At 44.8% G+C, this 20,318-nt stretch carries 12 protein-coding genes; 9 read left to right on the forward strand and 3 right to left on the reverse strand.

What is annotated here, in order from left to right; genetic code table 11:
- Positions 1 to 82 precede the first annotated feature (82 nt).
- The 3 genes from I2I33_RS00655 to rsgA form a co-directional block, all read right to left on the reverse strand.
- Positions 83 to 1,036, reverse strand: coding sequence for a PD-(D/E)XK nuclease family transposase (locus I2I33_RS00655; RefSeq protein ID WP_087419039.1), 954 nt, complete (start codon positions 1,034 to 1,036; stop codon positions 83 to 85).
- A gap of 102 nt (positions 1,037 to 1,138) precedes the next feature.
- Entirely contained in the window at positions 1,139 to 1,690 is a 552-nt protein-coding gene (locus tag I2I33_RS00660) for an RNA polymerase sigma factor (RefSeq protein ID WP_087419040.1), read from the reverse strand.
- 107 nt (positions 1,691 to 1,797) lie between these two features.
- Complete coding sequence (rsgA, locus tag I2I33_RS00665; protein ID WP_087419041.1) at positions 1,798 to 2,718, reverse strand: ribosome small subunit-dependent GTPase A; 921 nt, start codon at positions 2,716 to 2,718, stop codon at positions 1,798 to 1,800.
- A gap of 402 nt (positions 2,719 to 3,120) precedes the next feature.
- On the opposite strand from rsgA, the gene I2I33_RS00670 reads away from it, so the two are divergent.
- The 9 genes from I2I33_RS00670 (at position 3,121) to I2I33_RS00710 (ending at position 20,274) form a co-directional block, all read left to right on the forward strand.
- Positions 3,121 to 3,696 carry a non-canonical purine NTP diphosphatase gene (locus tag I2I33_RS00670; RefSeq protein ID WP_087419042.1) on the forward strand — a complete coding sequence of 192 codons (576 nt, stop codon included), beginning with the start codon at positions 3,121 to 3,123 and terminating at the stop codon, positions 3,694 to 3,696.
- A gap of 6 nt (positions 3,697 to 3,702) precedes the next feature.
- Positions 3,703 to 4,419, forward strand: a complete 717-nt coding sequence (gene recO, locus I2I33_RS00675; RefSeq protein WP_087419043.1) for a DNA repair protein RecO — start codon at positions 3,703 to 3,705, stop codon at positions 4,417 to 4,419.
- A gap of 330 nt (positions 4,420 to 4,749) precedes the next feature.
- Positions 4,750 to 5,679: an ABC transporter ATP-binding protein gene (locus I2I33_RS00680; protein WP_087419044.1), complete on the forward strand. Its 930-nt coding sequence runs from the start codon at positions 4,750 to 4,752 to the stop codon at positions 5,677 to 5,679.
- A 133-nt stretch (positions 5,680 to 5,812) separates the two neighbouring features.
- Positions 5,813 to 9,082 (forward strand): hypothetical protein, encoded by a 3,270-nt coding sequence (locus I2I33_RS00685; RefSeq protein WP_140402514.1) that lies wholly within the window; start codon positions 5,813 to 5,815, stop codon positions 9,080 to 9,082.
- An 18-nt stretch (positions 9,083 to 9,100) separates the two neighbouring features.
- Complete coding sequence (locus tag I2I33_RS00690) at positions 9,101 to 10,573, forward strand: TolC family protein (protein ID WP_229128136.1); 1,473 nt, start codon at positions 9,101 to 9,103, stop codon at positions 10,571 to 10,573.
- Between the two features lie 31 nt (positions 10,574 to 10,604).
- Positions 10,605 to 11,669 (forward strand): efflux RND transporter periplasmic adaptor subunit, encoded by a 1,065-nt coding sequence (locus I2I33_RS00695; RefSeq protein ID WP_087419046.1) that lies wholly within the window; start codon positions 10,605 to 10,607, stop codon positions 11,667 to 11,669.
- A 6-nt stretch (positions 11,670 to 11,675) separates the two neighbouring features.
- Entirely contained in the window at positions 11,676 to 14,765 is a 3,090-nt protein-coding gene (locus I2I33_RS00700) for an efflux RND transporter permease subunit (RefSeq protein ID WP_087419047.1), read from the forward strand.
- Positions 14,762 to 19,501 (forward strand): efflux RND transporter permease subunit, encoded by a 4,740-nt coding sequence (locus I2I33_RS00705; protein ID WP_087419048.1) that lies wholly within the window; start codon positions 14,762 to 14,764, stop codon positions 19,499 to 19,501. The genes I2I33_RS00700 and I2I33_RS00705 overlap by 4 nt, the downstream gene beginning before the upstream one ends.
- 71 nt (positions 19,502 to 19,572) lie before the next feature.
- Positions 19,573 to 20,274 carry a hypothetical protein gene (locus tag I2I33_RS00710; RefSeq protein ID WP_051465918.1) on the forward strand — a complete coding sequence of 234 codons (702 nt, stop codon included), beginning with the start codon at positions 19,573 to 19,575 and terminating at the stop codon, positions 20,272 to 20,274.
- Positions 20,275 to 20,318 lie beyond the last annotated feature (44 nt).

Below are 20,318 nucleotides of genomic sequence, written 5' to 3' on the forward strand. Positions count from 1 at the left end.
AAAAAATTCAAAAAAAAATGATAACCCTCAAATTCTATGGAATTTGAGGGTTATCATCGTGATCTCTATTTCAAAAAGATAACTACAACCTTTCAATATCCTCGGCAGTCAGTCCGGTCATTTGAATGATTATATCCATCGGCATATTCTTTTCTTTCATATTCCGGGCTACTTTCAAGATCCCCTTCTCTTCACCTTTGACCAATCCCTCCTCCCGGCCTTCTACTCGCCCCTCCTCTAGACCCTTTTCTCGACCTTCTACTCGACCTTCTTCTAAGCCTTTCATTCGACCCTCGACTAATCCCTCTAGCTTTGCTGTACCCAGCACATCATTCTGGATCATGATAGCATCCACGTGACGATCATACGCAGCTCGTTCTGCTTCATCCATATTATAGTAAACCAGCTTTTCCCTTGCTTCTTTCAATCCCGGAGTCTTTGTATCGGGACGGATGTAATCATTTTTCAAGTAATCCAACCACTCCTCAAGCGGGGTTGTTGCCACTTGATCAAACTCATTCACTCGGATCAAGAAATACTCTGGGAATATCTCCGATGGCAAGCGCTGAACCAAAGCATCCCGCTCCTTCACGGTCACGTGCAAATGATCACCGGTGTGTACTCCCGTAAAGATGTTTTGACCATGGTAAAGATAATCATCCCCTTTTCCAATGTCAAAATAAAGAATACTAATAGAATACACTTTCTTCACTTCTGAATAAAGTTCTCCTAGCTTGATATGCTCGGTAATCGCCTTGGCTGCACCATAAAGAATTCGTTCAAGGAAATATAATTCCCTAGTAACTTGCACCTCCACGATAATAATCTCACCCTCGCTATCCCGGGCCTTAACATCTACCCGGTTAAACTTGTCCTCGTAAATCTGTTGATTACCCTCGCTTTCCAATATATCTATAATGTGAACTTGACGATCAAGTAACACGGTTAACAACCCTTCCAAGACGACAAAATTCGCCTTGTCCCGCAATAACCGTTTCACGGCCCAATCAAATCGAATGTATTTATTCTTGTCCATGTGGAAATAGTTTACTTCTCTATTCAAAGGTAAGCTTTTTTACGAGATTAAGGGAGGAAAAAATGTGATTTAACTTTTCTACCGATCGTACCGATATCAAGTTCATTCGAACCTGAAGTGCCAGAACCCGGAAAAGACCTGCCTCAAATACTTCAAAGCATTCACGAGCAACGTTTTTACCGTCGCAATCGAAATAGAAAAACGATCTGCCGTCTCCCGGTAACTCAACCCATCAATATACACTGACTTCAAAACCTCGCGTGTTCTCGGGGGCAATTTCTCGATCTCAACTTCTATTGCCTGCAAAATCTCCTCTGTCAGCCAATCCGTGTCCTCAACTTCCACATTCTCGTTCAACTCACCACAAGCCTCGCGTAAGGGATCCCTCTTTTCCAATAACTTCAACGCCCGATTTCTTACTGAAGCAAAAAGATATCCCCGAAGATTACCCGAAGTGATTCGCACATAAGCTCGCTGCTCCCAGAATGCCACGAAGAAATCCTGTACTAAATCTTCTGCAGCCGGGATATTTCCCACAAAGGAATCCGCCCACAAAACCAAAGGTCGATAATAATCACTGAACAGTACTTCCATCCCCCGGGGATCGTCATGTTCAGCTAGAAGTTTACATATCAACTTATCATCAACCTGCATAAATTTAAAAATTCACCACCACGTATAAATTATTGGATTTACAAACTTATACAAAAAACTTCGATTTTTTGGCATGCACGATGAAAATTCCGTTCCCTCAAAACCCTTTATTTCCGATATTTTTCATCTCCTTCCTCGAACATGCTTACATAGCTGAAATAGCGACTCTCGCTGATTTCCCCCTTCTCCACGGCTTCCAGCACGGCACATCCCGGTTCGTGAATATGCGTGCAATTATAGAATCGGCATTCACTTGCCCGCTTGAATATTTCCGGGAAATAATGTGATATCTCTGTTTTTTCCATGTGAATCACCCCGAACGCCCGGATTCCGGGAGTATCGACGATGTACCCGCCAAAACTCAACGGGAACATTTCTGCGAACGTGGTGGTATGTTTTCCCGTGTCATGGGAATCGGAAATCTCCGCCACTTTCAGTTTTAATCCCGGCTCGACACGATTGATCAGCGAGGATTTTCCCACCCCCGACAAGCCGGAAAACACGGTCACTTTATCCTTCAAGGCCGCCACCACGTCTTCCATCCCCTCCCCGGTCAACGAGGACACGTGAAAACATTCATACCCCACCTGCATATAAATCTGGGTCAAAGCTCCCAATAGCAATAAATCCTCCTCATCGTACAAATCTATCTTGTTAAACACGAGTATGGCTGGAATCCGGTAAGCCTCCACGGATGCTAGGAAACGATCGATAAAAACGGTCGATGTAACGGGATGATTCACCGTCACCACCAACACCGCCTGATCGACATTCGCGGCGATAATATGTGCCTCTTTCGACAAGTTCGTTGATTTCCGGATAATGTAATTCTTCCGATCTTCAATCCGGTTGATCACCGCACCATCGGGATTGACCTCCACCTCGACAACATCCCCTACCGCAACAGGATTCGTGGTCTTAATCCCTTTCATCCGGAATTTACCCTTGATCCGACAGTCCAGCACGTCCCCCGATTCCATTCGCACGGAATACCAACTTCCGGTAGATTTCACAACAATCCCTTTCATATTATCAATTTAATGGTTCCTGTTTTACCCGAATGCAAATATACACGATATAATTTTCTTCTCGCACGGACCGAGAAAAATTATAATATCAAGGATTATAAATTGTCCTACCCACGACAGTCCCACGTCAATCTTTAATATATGATCAATCTTGCACTTCTTCATGATCATTAGCTGAAATCACTCTTTTATCATGCTTTTAAAATTCTTATAAAACGCTATTCTAAATATAGCGCTTTAATAGGGTTTTAATAGCGTTCTAATAGCGTTTTATACGGTAGTGGTCTAGTAGTAATCATCTATAAATCATGACTTTTTAACTTTACACGGCATTTCTAGGGATAATCGTTAGTTTCTACTCCCAATTTCACTACCTTTGCAACATACAAATTATTACAAGCCATGAAATTAGTTTTCGCTACCAATAATGCCCACAAGCTGGAAGAAATAAAAGAAATGCTCGGTTCCCAGCATGAGATCGTTTCCTTGAAAGAGATTCAATGCCATGAGGACATTCCGGAAGAACAAGACACGCTCGAAGGGAATGCTCTTCAAAAAGCCAGGTATATTCACGAGAAATATGGCTTAGACTGTTTTGCGGATGATACAGGGTTAGAAATAAAAGCCTTGAACAATGCTCCCGGTGTTTATTCCGCACGATACGCCGGTAATGCCCACGACTCGGAAGCCAACATGAAAAAAGTTTTACAGGAGATGCAAAATATATCGGAACGCCAAGCCCGTTTCAGAACTGTTATCGCTTTAATTCTCGGGGAAAAGGAATACTTGTTTGAAGGTATTGTCAACGGGGAGATTCTCACAAGCAAGCATGGGCACGAGGGATTCGGTTACGATCCGATTTTCCGTCCCGAAGGTTTTCAAGAAAGCTTTGCCGAAATGCCCCTTCACGAGAAAAACGAAATCAGCCACCGGGGCCAAGCCGTCCGGGCATTATGCCGTTTTTTAAACAACTTATAAAAAAGTATGCACACGGTGAAGGCCATCATATTAAAAAGCATACCTCATTCCGAACAGCAACAAATTCTACATGTTTATTCGGAAGAAAGAGGTTATATGCAAATGATTACCCCGTTAGCCCTGTTCAAGCGTAAAGCGAACACCTCCGCCCAGTGTATGCAAATCGTGGAAATCGAGTTTATCCCTAATGAAAGGGGGGGACTCCACAAACTGAAATCATTCTCTCCACTCGTAAACACGTCTGCCATCTATTTCGACGTGTACAAAATGAATATAGCCCTGTTGTGGGGTGAAATATTAAACCTCGTGCTACGGGATTCCGACCCGAACCCCAGCCTATACGAGTACATCAAAACTTCCGTGGAATACTTGAATATCACACGGGAGGACATCGCCAATTTCAACTTGCTATTCCTGTTTCGGTTGGGCAAATTACTCGGGTTCAGCATAGACAATAGCACATACCACCCCGACCACGTGTTCAACATCAATGACGGATGTTTTTATCCCACAGGTTCACCGGGAAGTTACCATACGGGGCCACATTCCGCCAAAGCGATCCATGCCCTCTGCACGTGTCAGTTACAAGAATTGAAAGACATCCCGCTTAATCAACAGGGACGCAAGATCTTACTCGACATAGCCCTACTCTTTCTCGGGTTCCATCTGAACTTGGATTTTAACACGAAAAGTATCCGGGTTATCCGGGAGATATTTTCTTGATGATGCGTGTTCATCGATAAAATCGAGGTTTCTGTCCCGAAATTACCGACGTTGACTTGAATTAATTGATCAATAACGCTGTATTTCATATCTTTACAGAAAACTTAAACGAAAATCACATGAAACAGGGTAAAGCATCCGGCAGTCAACAAAAATTCACCAAAATGGCCTTCGAGAACCAACATTGGAAGTCATAAGTTAATATTTTGTTAAAATAATAAACCTTTTTAAGCAAAAAGTGTCTCACTCAAACTAGGATATTTCACATTTTATTAACATATATTCCGGCTTATTATGCATAGATTTATACCAACCTAAAATACCAGCGTTATGCGTATAAAAATTGTAAATCTGAATAAAGTCTACCCGGGAGGTAAAAAAGCCTTAAAAGACTTGAATTTGGAAATCGAACCGGGGATGTTCGGCCTGTTGGGACCGAATGGTGCAGGAAAAACCTCTCTCATGAGAATCATGACTCTATTGCAGAGTTGCACGTCAGGAACCATCTATTTTGATGATTATGACATTGCCAAGGACCGGAAAGCGATTCGCTCCCTGCTGGGCTACTTGCCACAGGACTTCCGTTTCTTCGAGAAACTGAAAACCTGGGAATTCCTCGATTACGGTGCCGGGCTTGCAGGGATCAAGGGGAAGCAACACCGGGCCGAAGTGGTAGACGAGATGCTACGCAAAGTTGGTTTATTTGAAGTCCGTGACCGTTGGGCCAACCGGTTATCCGGGGGTATGAAACGAAGACTCGGGATCGCCCAAGCCATCATCGGAAACCCGAAAGTGATTATCGTGGACGAGCCGACTACCGGACTGGACCCGGAAGAGAGAATCCGGTTCCGTAACATCCTGTCAGACATCAGCGACAAGGATTCCATCATTATCCTTTCCACCCATATCGTGGGAGACATTTCAAGTACCTGTAAGAAACTGGCCTTGCTAAACCGCGGAGAACTGAAGTTTGAAGGTTCACCGGACGAGATGATCGATCTGGCTCGCGGAAAAGTATGGGAGATCTTCGTAACCGACATGGAATACGAAGAAATCAAAGATAAATACCCGATTATTTCAACCATCCCGACGGACGGCGGTATGGAGATTCAGGTCGTGGCCGATGCCATTGACGGCTACTCGCACAAAGCCATCGAACCGAACCTCGAACATGCCTACGTTTACTACATGGACTACTTGCTGAAAGACAAGATGAACATGCAGGTTGAAGCAATCAAAGAAAATGAATTGTTCAAGTAAATCTTAGAAGAAACCAGCGATGAATATTCACAACATCAGCACAATATCGAGATACGAAACCAAGCTCCTACGGAGAAGCTGGCTATTTCGTATATTCGCTATTTTATCCCTTTTAGTTATCGTATTTTTTCACATGGGTACACAGTCAAACCTGGGATGGTTCGAATGGGTCATGGTTGCCATGCCATCCTCCATCCCGTTTGTCAATATCTACCTTTTCAATATCGCACAATCTGTCATTGCCATATTCCTGGCAGGGAGCTTTTTAAAGCGAGATAAAAAGTTAGATACAGCCGAAGTAATTTACGTACGCCCGATGAGTAACGCAGATTATATCATCGGGAAAACATGGGGGATCGTGAAAGTGTTTGTATCATTAAACATTATCGCTTTACTCATCGCTGGTTTCATTCATTTGTTCGCGAGTGAATCCCCGTTTACCCTATTCCCCTATTTCTTCTACCTACTCACGTTATCGATCCCATCACTGATTTTCGTGCTGGGACTATCGTTCGTGATCATGAGTTTTATTCGTAACCAAGCGGTTACGTTCGTAATTATGTTAGGATTCATCGGGGTAACCTTATCTTATCTCGGGGACGCGGAACACGGAACGTTTGACTTCTTCGCCCTCACGGTGCCGAATATGTTCTCCGACGTGCTGGGACACACGAACTTGTTTCCCTATCTCGTTCAACGATTGACATTCTTGCTATTGGGAATGGGATTACTCACGTTTACCATCGCCATGGTCAACCGCTTACCGTTACATCCCAAGAAAAATATCTTGCTGAACGCCCTGGGATGTATTATCCTGATCGCCGGAATCGGCTGTGGTTTCACCTATTTCACCCGATTCCATCACGTTGACAATCAACGCAAATTATATTCCGAAAGATACAAGAAATACAATAATATTGACAAAGTTCATTTGATAGATCAAGAGATTATATTCTCACAAGACGGTAAAAAGATTACCGTCAATTCACACGTAAAGGTCCAAAACCGGAATCACCAGGAGATCGACAAAATCGTGTTCTACTTGAACCCATCCCTGCAAGTTGAAAAATTAACCCACCAAGGAGAAGAAATTCCCTACAAAAGAGATGCGCAAGTTATTATTGCGGAACACAAACTCCGCCCGTACGAGAGTCTTGAACTGGATATCACGTATAACGGTTCCATCGACGAGAATATCTGCTACCTGGACATCACGGACGAAGAATATTACGACACGCAAACCGGAAGTAGTATTCTCCGTTTCGGGAAAAGATACGCTTTCGTGCAGGATAAATTTACCCTGCTGACCCCGGAATGCCTGTGGTACCCCTCTACCTTTCCACCGGTAAACCCGGAAGCTCCTTATAATATCCGGAAAAACTTCTCGAATTACACTCTAAAAGTGATTCATCCCGATGACCGGACGATTCTTTCACAAGGGACACCTTCCCAATCGGGGGACACGACAATATTCCGAAATAAAGAGCAACTGCCCGGCATCAGTTTAGCCATTGGGGACTACGAGAAGAAGAGTATCGTGGTTGATTCCGTGCAGATCGAATTATACAATTTTAAGGGTCACGATTTCTATTCTGAAGTTTTTCCTAACATTTCGGACACGTTAGCCGGATTCCTTCAGGATGTGAAATCCGAATACGAGTTGAGAAAAGGCCGTAAATACCCGTATCAGAAATTTATCATGGCAGAAACGCCTATTTCTTACACGGGTTACGTGCGAAATTGGAAAGGGAACAGCGAGCAGGCGCAACCGGAGATGGTTTTCCTTCCTGAATTTGCCACGACCCTGCCTAGCAGTAATTTCAAATTTGCCAAGAAAAGAATGGCCAACTGGGGACGACGTGATCCCCAGGGAGCGATGGAAGAAATTGACGTGGAAATGAACGTTATACGGGATTTTGTCCGCCGGGTTCTTCTCTCGGAGGAAACGTTTCAAGAAGAGGGAAATACATTCGTGAATATGTTCTCTGGCGAATGGTCCGGGACATCCAAGCTGAACAAGTACGATTTATCGTCCATGTATTTTAATTACGCGGGTTCTATTTATTCCCAGAATTTCCCGATCATAGACATCGTGATGAACACCATGCTAAAACAGGAAGAAAGCGATCAGGGAAGACATTTCTTCCGGATGTTCAACGGGATGGGCGATGACCAACGAGCCGCCGCTTACCTGAACGGGAAAAGTTTTGAACAAGCCGTACTTGATAACACGCTTTCGACAGAGGTGTTCTACGAAATGATGAAACTAAAGGGCGTTTACCTGAGGAACTATATAAACTCACGCCTTTCATCAAACGAGTTCAAGGAATTCATGGCAGAATTCACTAAAAAATACCAGTTTCAAGAAGTTAATTTCACTCGCCTGAACAGTGAGTTTATCCGTAAATTCCATTTCAATTTAATGGATTTCATCCCGAACTGGTACACGATAAACAGCACGCCTCGTTTTATCGTGAAAGGGGTGGATGCCGATCAAGTAGAAGTCGGGGATTACACGAAATATATCGTGAAGTTCCAAGTGTACAACCCCACGAATGTAGAAGGTGTGATTTCCGTCAACGTGGAAGAAGGAGGCGGAATGTTCCCCGGCGGCCCGCGGGGAAGAAGAGGACGGGCTGCTCAAATGGAGTCCAAGCCGGCGAAAAATTACATTATAGAACCGCAGAAATACAAAGAGATTCGTATTTTATGTGACGAACGTCCGAGTAACCTCACGATTAACACGAATATCTCGCAGAATCTACCCAGTACGATCATGCAGAATTTCGCCAAAGTGACCACCACGACGACCGACACGGTAACAGGAATATTCGACGCAAATGCCACCCTTTTCACGTTTAACCCGAAAGAGATCACGGTTGACAACGAAGATCCCGGATTCCGGATAATCGAATCCAATCAAAAGAACAAGCTACAATCTTTCTTCAAGAAGGAGAGCGAAGATAAATACAAGAACTTAAACTTCTGGATGCCCCCCAGTAAATGGACAGCTACTATCGGGGCAAATTATTACGGGGACTATATCAATAGTGCCGTGTACAAGAAATCCGGAAGCGGTAGTAACAAGACGGAATGGACAACCCAGATACAAATTCCAGGATTCTACGAGGTATTCGTGTACTCGTCTGATCTTCCCATGATGGGACATCGCTGGGGAAGGAATGAAGAGAAAAAAATGCAATATTACACGGTAAAACATGATGACGGAGAAGAGGAAATTTCAGTCGAGACGGGCCGGGGACGGCAGGGATGGATGACACTGGGTTCTTTCTATTTCTCGCAAGGAGAGGCTAAGATTACCTTAAGTGACAAGGGATCGGGATCAAACCAAATCATCTTTGCCGATGCGGTAAAATGGGTGTACACGAACAATAACAAATAAAAATAACAACAACATATTATGAAAAAGATCGCGTCAATATCGTTGATTATTTCGGGAATACTCATGTTTTGTTCCGGATCAACGTTTGCTCAGGAAATTTTGACGTTGGAAAAGGCTCTGGAGATCGCTTATCAGCAAAGTCCTTCCATCATTCAAAGTAAAATGAGTCTGGAACAAAGTGAGCTGGCCCTGATTCAGCAAAAAGCCTCGTTAAAATCACAGTTCAGTTTGAACCTGAGCCCGTTTCAATATACCAGAAGTACGTCGTTTGACGATTACAATACACAATGGTATACCCGAAAATCCATGAGTTCCGGCCTGGACTTCAGGATCAGTCAACCGATCAAGTGGACGGACGGAACGCTTACACTTAGCAACTCGTTTAACTGGCAAGATGACGATAACCAATCTTTCGGAGCCAAGAGTACCTCTTTTTCAAATAACCTTAGCTTAAACCTGGAGCAACCGATCTTTACCTACAACAAGACCAAGATGCAATTGAAAAGGCTGGAATTCAACCTTGAAAAAGCAAAAATACAATACGCTCTAGCCCAACTGAACATCGAGAAGAACGTGACCGCAGCATTTTATGGCGTTTACCAGTCTTATAAAAGACTCGTTACGGCTCGGGAAGCTTTCCAGAGTCAAAAAGAAAACTACGAGTTAATCAAAAATAAAGTGGAACAACATTTGATCGCCCAAGAAGAACTCTTCCAGGCGGAAGTAACCTTAGCCACGAACGAGAATTCTCTCGCCGACACGGAAACGAGTTACGAGAATACCAAAGATCAATTCAAGCAAACTTTGGGGTTACCCTTGGATATAGACATCAGCATATTACCCAACATCCAGATTGATTCGGTTCACGTGGATGTGAATCAAGCCGTTAAATACGCCTTGACTCAACGTATGGAAATCCGCCAACAACAGATTGCCATTGAAGAAGGTATTTTTAGCTTGATCGAGGCAAAGGATAATAACAAGTTTAAAGGTAGTATCTCCGCCAGAGTAGGTTTGATGGGCCAAGGTGATAAATTCAACGGAGCTTTCTCGAAACCGGATGACAACGAAACGATCGGGGTTACCTTAACCGTTCCTATCTGGGACTGGGGGGCAAGAAAGGCAAGTATTCGCAGTACGGAATTATCCAACGAAAACACGGAGATCAGCAACGAGGAAGAAAGAAAATCCATCATGCTCGAAGTACGTCAGATTTGTCGAGAGTTACCCAAATTATTACGCCAGATCGAAATCGCCCGCCAGACAGTCAGAAACGCAGAGCGCACGTACGACATCAACGTCGAGAAATATCGTAGCGGAACCCTTACCGGTATGGAACTGAAAAACCAACAGACCCAGTTAACTGACGCAAAAAACTCATTGACGGATGCCATCATTTCATACAAATTGAAATTACTGGATCTGAAAATCCAAACCCTGTGGGATTACCAGAATAACAGGTCTTATTTACCGGTTGATTTATTGAAATAAACCCTAACACAAAATATAAAACAAAAACGCTATGATCAACAAATCTATAAAATATATCGGGGTGATTCTACTGGCTTACACCTTGAACGCTTGTAACGAGCAACGAATGAGTTCTTCTTCAGAAACAACCACGCCTGTTTGGCTTGCCGAAGTCGGGAAACGTGATGTTCGGGAATTGACCACCACAACAGGAACAGCCAAAGCAGCCAAAACGGTGGAAGTGAAATCCGAGACAAACGGTAAATACGAGCTGATGATCAACCCCAAGACCAAGCGTCCCTACAAGCTGGGAGACATTGTCGAGGAAGGGGCCGTGATTATCAAGCTGAATAATAAAGAACACGAAAATACCGTGTCGTTACCAACAAAAAAAATGCAGGTTGATATCGCCAAGAAAGAGTGGGAAGGACAAAAAGCCGTATTTGAAAAAGGCGGTGCCACGGAAAAAGATGTACTAAATGCCGAAAGTAGTTACATACAAGCGCAAACAGCATTGGAAACGGCATACTCTGATCTGGCAAAGCTCTCGATCAAAGCCCCTTTCAAAGGAGCCATCGTCAGCCTGCCGTATTTCACCCCGAACGTGGAGATCGCATCGGGCGAAACGATGGTCGGGTTGATGGATTACAGCCATATGTACATGGAAATCGCATTACCGGAAAACACGATCGATAAGGTGAAAGTGGGTCAAAAAGTGTTGGTCACCAATTATAATATCAAATCAGATACACTGTCCGGCCTTGTTTCCCAGTTATCCCCGGCAATCAACGAGGATACCCGCACATACACCGGATACATCACGATCAGCAACCCGGAACTGAAACTACGTCCCGGTATGTTCGCGAAAGGAGAGATTATTACTTTGCAAAAGGATTCAGTTATTGTTATACCGAAAGACATCGTTAATTCCCGTCGGGGAGGAAACCGGATTGTCTACACGGTGGAACAAAACCGGGCCATGGAGAAAATCATCACAATTGGTATCAGTGATGACCGTTTCATCGAGGTGGAAAGCGGTCTGAACCAAGGAGACAAGATCGTGGTGAAAGGCTACGAATTCCTGAGAAACAGAGGCAAAGTAAAAATCATGAAATAAAAAGACATGAACAGCATTACCAAATTTGCAGTAAAATACCCGGTGAGCGTGTTAATGCTCACGCTGGCGGTATGTTTACTGGGAACCATATCTTATAATAAGTTAGGGACAGATCTTTTCCCTGACTTGAAAAATCCCGCTCTTTACGTGGAAGTGAAAAGCGGTCAGAGACCACCCGAAGAGGTTGAAAAGCTAATCACTACCAATGTCGAATCGACTGCCGCACGTCAGGAAGGCGTGAAGAGCGTGTACAGCGTCACGAAAGTCGGGTACACGAAGGTTACCGTGGAATACGGATGGGATCAGGACATGGATGCCGCTTTCCTGGATTTACAGCGAAGTGTCTCTTCTCTTTCTCAAGATGAAAGCATCGAAGAAGTTAACGTTACCCGTTACGATGCCAACGCAACACCAATCATGACCATCGCTCTCACTCATAACGAGGTGAAGGACATGAATGAATTGCGAAAGATCGCAGAAAATTACATGCGTAATGAACTCGTCCGGGTAGATGGAATCGCGGATATTCAATTGAACGGACAGGAACAGGCTATCGTCGAAATATCCACGAATCCTTATATGTTGGAGGCATTCGGATTAACTGCCGACGGGATTGCCTCGCAAATCACGGCCATCAATCAAAATGTTTCCGGGGGAACGATCACAGACGGGGATATTCAATACACGGTGAAAGGGGTAAACCTGATTACCAGTCTCCAAGATATTGAAAACATTATCGTGGCATTTAAAGAGAATTCTTCCAGCGGAAGTTCCTCTTCCACGGAATCTACAAGCAGTTCCAGCAAGACAAAAGCCCCGGTATATTTAAAAGATGTGGCCTCCGTGTCCATTCGCAACAAAGACCCGGAAAATTTGGCCCGTTATAACGGAGAACGCTGTCTGGGAATCAGTATCTACAAAGAAAATAAATATAACACGGTAAATGCCGTGGAAAACTTGCTCGCCAAGATTGATGAATTTCGCAAAAGTTTACCGGGGTATGATTTCCATATCATCAGTAACCAAGGAGAATTTATCGGGAGTTCCATCAAGGAGGTTAAAGATTCCGCTTTAATGGGTATCATCCTCGCCGTTATTATACTTTATATATTCTTGCGACGAGTGAACATGACATTAATCGTCAGTCTCTCTATCCCGATCTCGATCATAGCCACGTTCAACCTGATGTACTTCAACGGTCTTTCCATTAACATCATGACGCTGGGAGGACTCGCACTGGGTGCGGGAATGCTGGTCGATAATGCCATCGTGGTGATGGAAAATATCTTCCGGAATATGGACGAGAACAACCTGCCGCCCACGGAGGCAGCCGTGAGGGGGACCTCGGAAGTAGCGGGAGCAATCACGGCTTCCACCTTAACTACGATCGTGGTATTCCTTCCAATCGTGTACCTGCAAGGTGCCGCCGGGGAGTTGTTCAAGGAACAGGCGTGGACGGTTAGTTTCTCGCTGTTATCCTCCCTTTTTGTTTCTATCCTGTTTATCCCGATGCTGGCATCGAAATTCATGCGGAAGAAAGACAACATTTCCAGTCACGCCATCACGATCAAAGGTTTCGGAAATTTCGTCGGGAAGATCCTTAAAAGGAAATACTTGGTGATTGGCATCGCCACAGCTCTCATGATCGTTTCTTACTTGATGTTACCGTTAATCGGCATGGAGTTCATGCCTAAAACAGAATCGAAGGAGTTCTCGATTCTTGTTACCATGGAACCGGGAACAAGGTTAAAAAGTACGGATAATGCCGTGGGAACCATTGAAGATGCCATCCGGACTCTAGGACAGGATGATATTGAATGGCAATACACGCTGGTTGGCCCATCCAACCTTGAAAGTCAAAGCGGGGGAAAACTGGAATCAGAGAATCAATCCCAAATTAAGGTAAAGATAAAGAAAGATTCTAAGCTGGATGCCGATTACTTTATCACGAATATTAACGAGAATTACCCCTTGCCGGAAGGCGTGGAAATTTCCTACGAGAAAGGAGAATCCGCCCTACAAAGTATTCTGGGAACAGAAGGGGCACCGCTGGTAATCGAGGTGAAAGGGGAAGAACTTGAATTGCTGGATGAATTGTGTAGCGAGATAAAAGAGAAAATCACTGGAATTCCCGGTATATACGACATCAAATCTTCCTTGGAAAAAGGAGCCCCGGAGGTGAATATCAAGATTGACCGCTTGAAAAGTGGAATCTACGGGATTGACGTTGCCACGGTAAGTAACCAAGTCAGCGAGAAACTGGCAGGTAAGGATGCCGGAACTTTCGAAACACAAGGCGAGACTATTGACATCAATATCAAGGTTCCCGAAGTGACCCTTTCCGAAATCTACGATATTGAAATCATACAAGGCGAGAAGAAATACCGTCTCGGAGAGATTGCAGACATAGAAATCGCGTCGGCTCCGAAAGAAATTAACCGGGTTAACCAAAGCCGGACGGGCATCGTGACCGCCATGATCGAGAAACAATACTCACTAAGCCATATAACCCCTGCTATTAAAGCTAAATTGTCCGAGGTTGAATTCCCAGCCAAGTATTCGGCTAAAATAACGGGAGAGGAAGAGATGCGACAAGAGTCATTCAGTGGGTTGGGATTCGCCCTGTTTTTATCTATTCTATTAGTATATATGGTGATGGCAGCACAATTTGAATCCTTGCGCCACCCGTTCACGATCCTGCTGACCATTCCGTTAGCCGGCGTCGGGTGTATTTTGGCATTCCTGCTCACCGGACAAACACTCAACATGATGGCCTTTATCGGTATTATCATGCTGGCGGGTATTGCCGTGAACAGTTCTATCATACTCGTGGATGCGATCAATCGCCTGAAAGAAGAGGGTCATCCCCTGGAAGAGGCTATTAAAATGGCAGCACAGCATCGTGTGCGTCCGATTATCATGACCAGTGCCACCACGATTCTGGCATTGCTACCCATGTGTTTCGGATTCGGGGAAGGAGCCTCATTACGCTCGCCCATGGCACTTGCCGTGATCGGTGGTTTGCTGACCTCGACCATCATGACGCTGATCGTTATTCCGTGTGTGTATTACGTTATTGACAGAAAGAAATCATGAACACGATTATAAAAAGAAGGGTTCTTGTATCGATGCTTTTCATCGGGCTGGTACTTATGGGAATTTTCTCCTATAAACACCTTCCCATGGAATTATACCCCAATGCCGAACTGCCGGTGTTGAGCGTGAGCATTAGCTCCGAGACAGAATCTGACCCTTCCTATATAGAAAATCAAGTAGCTATTCCCGTTGAAGGAGCCGTCAGTGCCCTTAACGGGGTAGAAAAAATAGAAACCCAGATTTATTCGAGAGGAGGACAGGTAACCGTCTCTTTCAAACAGGACGTTGATCTGAAATACACCTTTCTACAACTGGAAGAAAAAATAAAAAGCATCACCCCGAATCTCCCTGATAATTTCAGATTAAACGTGAACAAATCTTCTTCGGGTTCTGCCAGTGATATGTTCATGAACCTACGAATTCTCGGGGAGGACGACATCGACTACGTGCGTAATATCGCCGATTCAGAGATTGTTCCCTACCTGGAAAATATCGACGGGATCGCTAACGTCACCATCATGGGAGGACGGCAAAAAAGCATCGAGGTTATTGTCGATCCGGAAAGATGCAAGGCGTTGAATATCACGACATCAACGATCAGTCGAGCCATTTCAAGCAATCTGGCAGAAAAGAGTTTCGCCGGTTCGGTTTACGAGAACAACAAACGTTATTTCGTCAACGTAACAGCCGAATATCTTGCCACAGAAGACTTGGGAAGTATCGTGGTTGCCGAGGGACCGATCCAATTGAAAGACATCGCTGAAATCCAATTCGGCGTGAAGGAAGAGGAATCATACGCCCGTACCAACGGGAAAGAGGTGATCTCTTGTATCCTGTCCAAATCCCCGCTAGCTAACGTGATCGAACTTTCCGAAAAGGTTCGACAAGAAATTGATCGCCTAAACGGGGAATTAGCATCCAAAGGAGTTCTTATCGAGGTGGAGGACGATGCGGCCGACGTGATGAATAAAAATATTGACCAGATCATTGATCTCGGACTTTCGGGAGCCTTACTGGCCATATTCGTGTTGTTCCTGTTCCTTCGGAAAATACGGATCATTTCCATCGTGGCTTTTGCCATTCCGATTTCCGTGTTCTCGTCATTCTATTTCTTTTATCTATTCGGAATAACGATCAACACGCTAACCCTCACGGGTATTGCCCTCGCCGTCGGTATGTTACTGGACAATTCTATCGTCGTCATGGAGAATATCTACCGGCTGAAAGGTCTGGGAGTTTCCACCGATGAGGCTTGTGTTCGGGGAACTACCGAGGTATGGAAGGCAATCATGGCGGCCACAGTCACCACGATTACCGTGTTCCTGCCTTTCCTTTTCGCAGACAATTATCTAGTCAAACTGATCGGGGAACATATCGGAATCTCTATCGTGGCAACGCTTACCATATCGTTGGTCGTGGCATTACTATTGATTCCGATGGCGGTAAACGCTATTTTGCGCAAGACACCGGAAGATGTAAACTTCAGCAACTTATCAATCCATAACAGATTGGTGCAGATATATGTTGCCATACTCAAGATGTCACTTCGCCGTCCGGCACAAGTAATCATTATCGCTCTAGTCACGTTACTGGTTACCGTGGTTCTGTCCACCTCTTTAACCTTGAACACGCTGAAAGAGGTTGAATTGAATACGTTCAACGTGTATATCACCCCGCCAACGGGCTACACGCTTCAAAGGACCGACGAGATGATCCGGCTTTTCGAGGACGAATTACTCGAAGTTCCGGAAATAAAAGAATTCTCTTCCAACGTTATGAAAGAGGATGTCCGGCTTACGATTCGATTGAAAGATGATTACCAAAAGATCAATAAGAAATCCCTCATCCAACTGAAAACCGAAGTACTCCGGTTGGCCGAGACGGTCAATATCAACCAAATCAGCCTAGAGGCCAGCGAGAGCAGCGAGAACTTCAGAGGAAGTAGCGGTGGCGGTGGAATGCTTGGCAATAGTTCCTTGCTCAGAATGATGGGTATGGGTAGTCAAACAGAAAAAGTGATAATCAAGGGGCAGGATTTCGAGTCTATGGCAAATTTTGCCGAATATTTGAAATATCAACTTGACGATCTGGATAACATTTCCAATTCCCACATTTCAGTTTCCCAAGGAAGTACGGTCTCCAAAATATTTTTTGACCAGTACCTCATGGGAATGAACGAGGTTGAACCCAGTAATGTAAGTCAGGAGCTTTCCAACTTCCAACCTCAAAGTAAAGCTGAGGTAAAATACAAAGCCGGGAACCAGGAATATGATATCCTGATCCGGGATATCAATTATGATGAGGACGATCAGAAGACACAAACCCGGACATTGGAGGATTTACGCAATCTGGAAGTCACGAACAAGAATAACGGGTTAGTCCAATTACGGAGTTTCAGCCGCATCAACCTAGGACGTGACAAAGGAAATATCACTCGTATTAACCAGGAAAAGGAGGTGAACCTCGTTTATATGTTCAATTCCGACATCAATGAATCAAAGGATTTGCTGGAAGCCGCACGGGAGGAGATTGACGAACTGGTGCAAAGCATGGATGTCCCGACGGGTATCGCCGTGGAGGTCGTACACGAGGAAAACGAAATGGATGATTTTATCTTCCTTATTTTGGCCGCATTCATTTTGATTTACATGATTTTAGCCGCCGTATTTGAATCAACCACGGCTCCCATCGTGTTGATGTTTACCATCCCGCTGGCCGCTATCGGTTCTTTACTGGCGTTATTATTCACGAGCAATTCATTGATGAATGCCAATGTTTTCGTGGGTTTCATTATCCTCATTGGTATCGTGGTGAATAATAGTATCATCCTCATCGACTACACTTCTTTACTCCGTCGGAATGGAAACCGTAAACAACGAGCTATTATAACGGCCGGGTTATCCCGTTTAAGACCGATTCTGATCACGGCAATCACGACGATCGTGGCCATGATTCCGTTAGCTATGGGGCAAGGAGAATACGTGTCCGGACTGGGAGCCCCGTTTGCCATCACCGTGATCGGGGGACTTACCATGAGTACGCTGTTGACTCTGGTCATTATCCCGACATTGTATTCCGGAATGGAAGATGCTTTATACCGCTTACGCACGCAAAGTCTCTTCATGAAACTATTGCAAGTCGTGCTTTTCGTCGTGGCCGTAATCTGCGTTTACTTCTGGACCTATACCCTGTTGAACCGGATTCTATACGTGATCCTAACGGTTATTCTCGTACCGGGAGTGACCTGGTTCTTGGAAGACAGTTTACGTCGGGCGCAAAGTAATATCATCCCAGCTGACGAAGAGTTGGAGATCAAGATATGCAATCTTGTCAAAGTGTACGGACGCCCGTCACGTTTCAACCGGGAATGGACTTCCGGTTTGAAGATCCAGGAACGGCTCGGCCTGCAAGGGAATTATCGCGAATGGCGGGATATGCAACCGTTGTTATGGTCGTTGCCCGTGCTGGGATTCATGTATTATTTCACGTTCAGCTACCAGGTACTGTTCTTCTGGGCAATTGTTTTTGCCTTCATTACCTGGACGATGACGCTAAGTATCATGAATGTTTTCCGGGAGTTCTGCGAGAACCGGAAACAGACCGTCATTGCCAAGATTCTACGGATCATTGCTATCGTCATTTATTATGCCGGTCCTATGGTTATCCTGATCTGGTCAAGTAAGAAATTCGAGAACAGCGGGGGGGCTATCTTCCTCGGTATGTTCTGGTATCTCGGCATTGCCGCACGCTACTTGTCCAACAAGATCAACAAGGAGAACATCAATATTGACTTGATCGACGGTCGGTTCCGTATGTTGAAAAAGACTATTTTCCGTCTGGCTTCCAAGGCTCCGTTTATCGGGGTGAAGAAGAAACCGTTCAAGGCGTTGAATTCCGTTTCCATGGAGATACATACCGGAATGTTCGGTTTGTTGGGGCCTAACGGGGCCGGTAAGACCACGTTGATGCGTATCATCTGTGGGGTCTTCGAACAGAGTTACGGGAAGATATTCATTAACGGTATCGATACCCAGAAGAAACGGGAAGAGTTGCAAGGTCTGATCGGTTATTTACCGCAGGAATTCGGGACCTACGAGAACCTCACGGCATGGGAGTTCTTGGAGTACCAAGCCCTGTTGAAAGGAATATATAACCAAAAGATACGTCATAACCGGATAGCCGAAGTACTTTCTGCCGTGCATATGTACGAGAACAAGGACAAGAAGATCGGAGGTTTCTCCGGTGGTATGAAACAACGTATCGGTATCGCACAAACCCTGTTGAACCTGCCCCGGATACTCGTGGTGGATGAACCGACTGCCGGTCTGGACCCGCGGGAAAGAATCCGTTTCAGAAACTTGCTCGTGGAATTGTCCCGAAACCGGATCGTGATTTTCTCTACCCACATTATAGAGGACATTGCCAGTTCCTGTAACCAAGTCGGCGTGATCAACAAGGGTATTCTGAAATACAACGGTACGCCAAGTGACATGGCTAATATCGCCAAGGATGTTACCTGGACCTTTGAGGTTCCGGTACGGGATTTCGCAAAATTACCGTCCGACATGCTAATCGTTCACCACATCCGCCAAGGCGACATCATCAAAGTACGTTGCCTCAGCGAGCATAAGCCCACCGAGACCGCCGAGAAGATTCTCCCGGCCTTGGAGGACTCTTACTTGTGGTTGTTGAGAAGTGTGAAGATCGAGAATAAAGAAGAAATTATAACACAATAAAAAGATTTAGCGATTTATGATTGACGATTTCGTGATTCTAAATTCTAAATTTTACATTTTACATTAACGCTATGGTGCAATTTTGGATAACCCTACAAAAGCTGGTACAATATAACATCAAGATTATATTCGGGAATAAATTCCTGTACTTCATGTTGAGTGCCCTCGCCTTCTACGTGATCACGGTGATCGTGAAATTGCTGGGAGACGACGAGATCACGCAGGCAACAGCCTACTCCATGTTGATGTTACCGAGCATTCTGTTGGTTTTCTACCCGATGTGTTTCGGCATACAGAACGATCAGGACGCCAAGATCGTGGAGATTATTTTCGGAATCCCGAACTATAGTTATAAGGTCTGGTTATTACGCCTCATCATCTCTTACGTGATCTGTTTCGTGATTACCTGTTTCCTTGCTCTATTAACGGATTTGGCTATCGTGTCGGTTCCCCCGATGGGACTGACCCTACAAGCCATGGTCCCGGCTCTTTTTATCGGCACGCTTTCCTTCATGCTAAGCACGATGATCAAAAACGGGAACGGGACTTCCGTGGTGATTATCATTATCGGACTGTTATTCTCCATGATACAGGGAGCTATCGGGGATAGTCAATGGAACATTTTCCTAAATCCTTACGATGTTCCCATTGACAAGAACCCGCAGATATTCTTCAACACGGTCTTCCATTGCCGGATGAACATGTTGATCGCCTCTGTCCTCTTTATCATCTTCGGACTGAATAACACTCGAAACCGGGAGAAATTTATATAGAAGAAATCGGGGCTGTCCCAAAAGTCATTTTATTTCGAAAAACT

Origin of the sequence: Butyricimonas sp. BSD2780061689_150309_C8 (genome assembly GCF_015560935.1) — a bacterium.
In the GTDB taxonomy this organism is placed as follows: domain Bacteria; phylum Bacteroidota; class Bacteroidia; order Bacteroidales; family Marinifilaceae; genus Butyricimonas; species Butyricimonas paravirosa.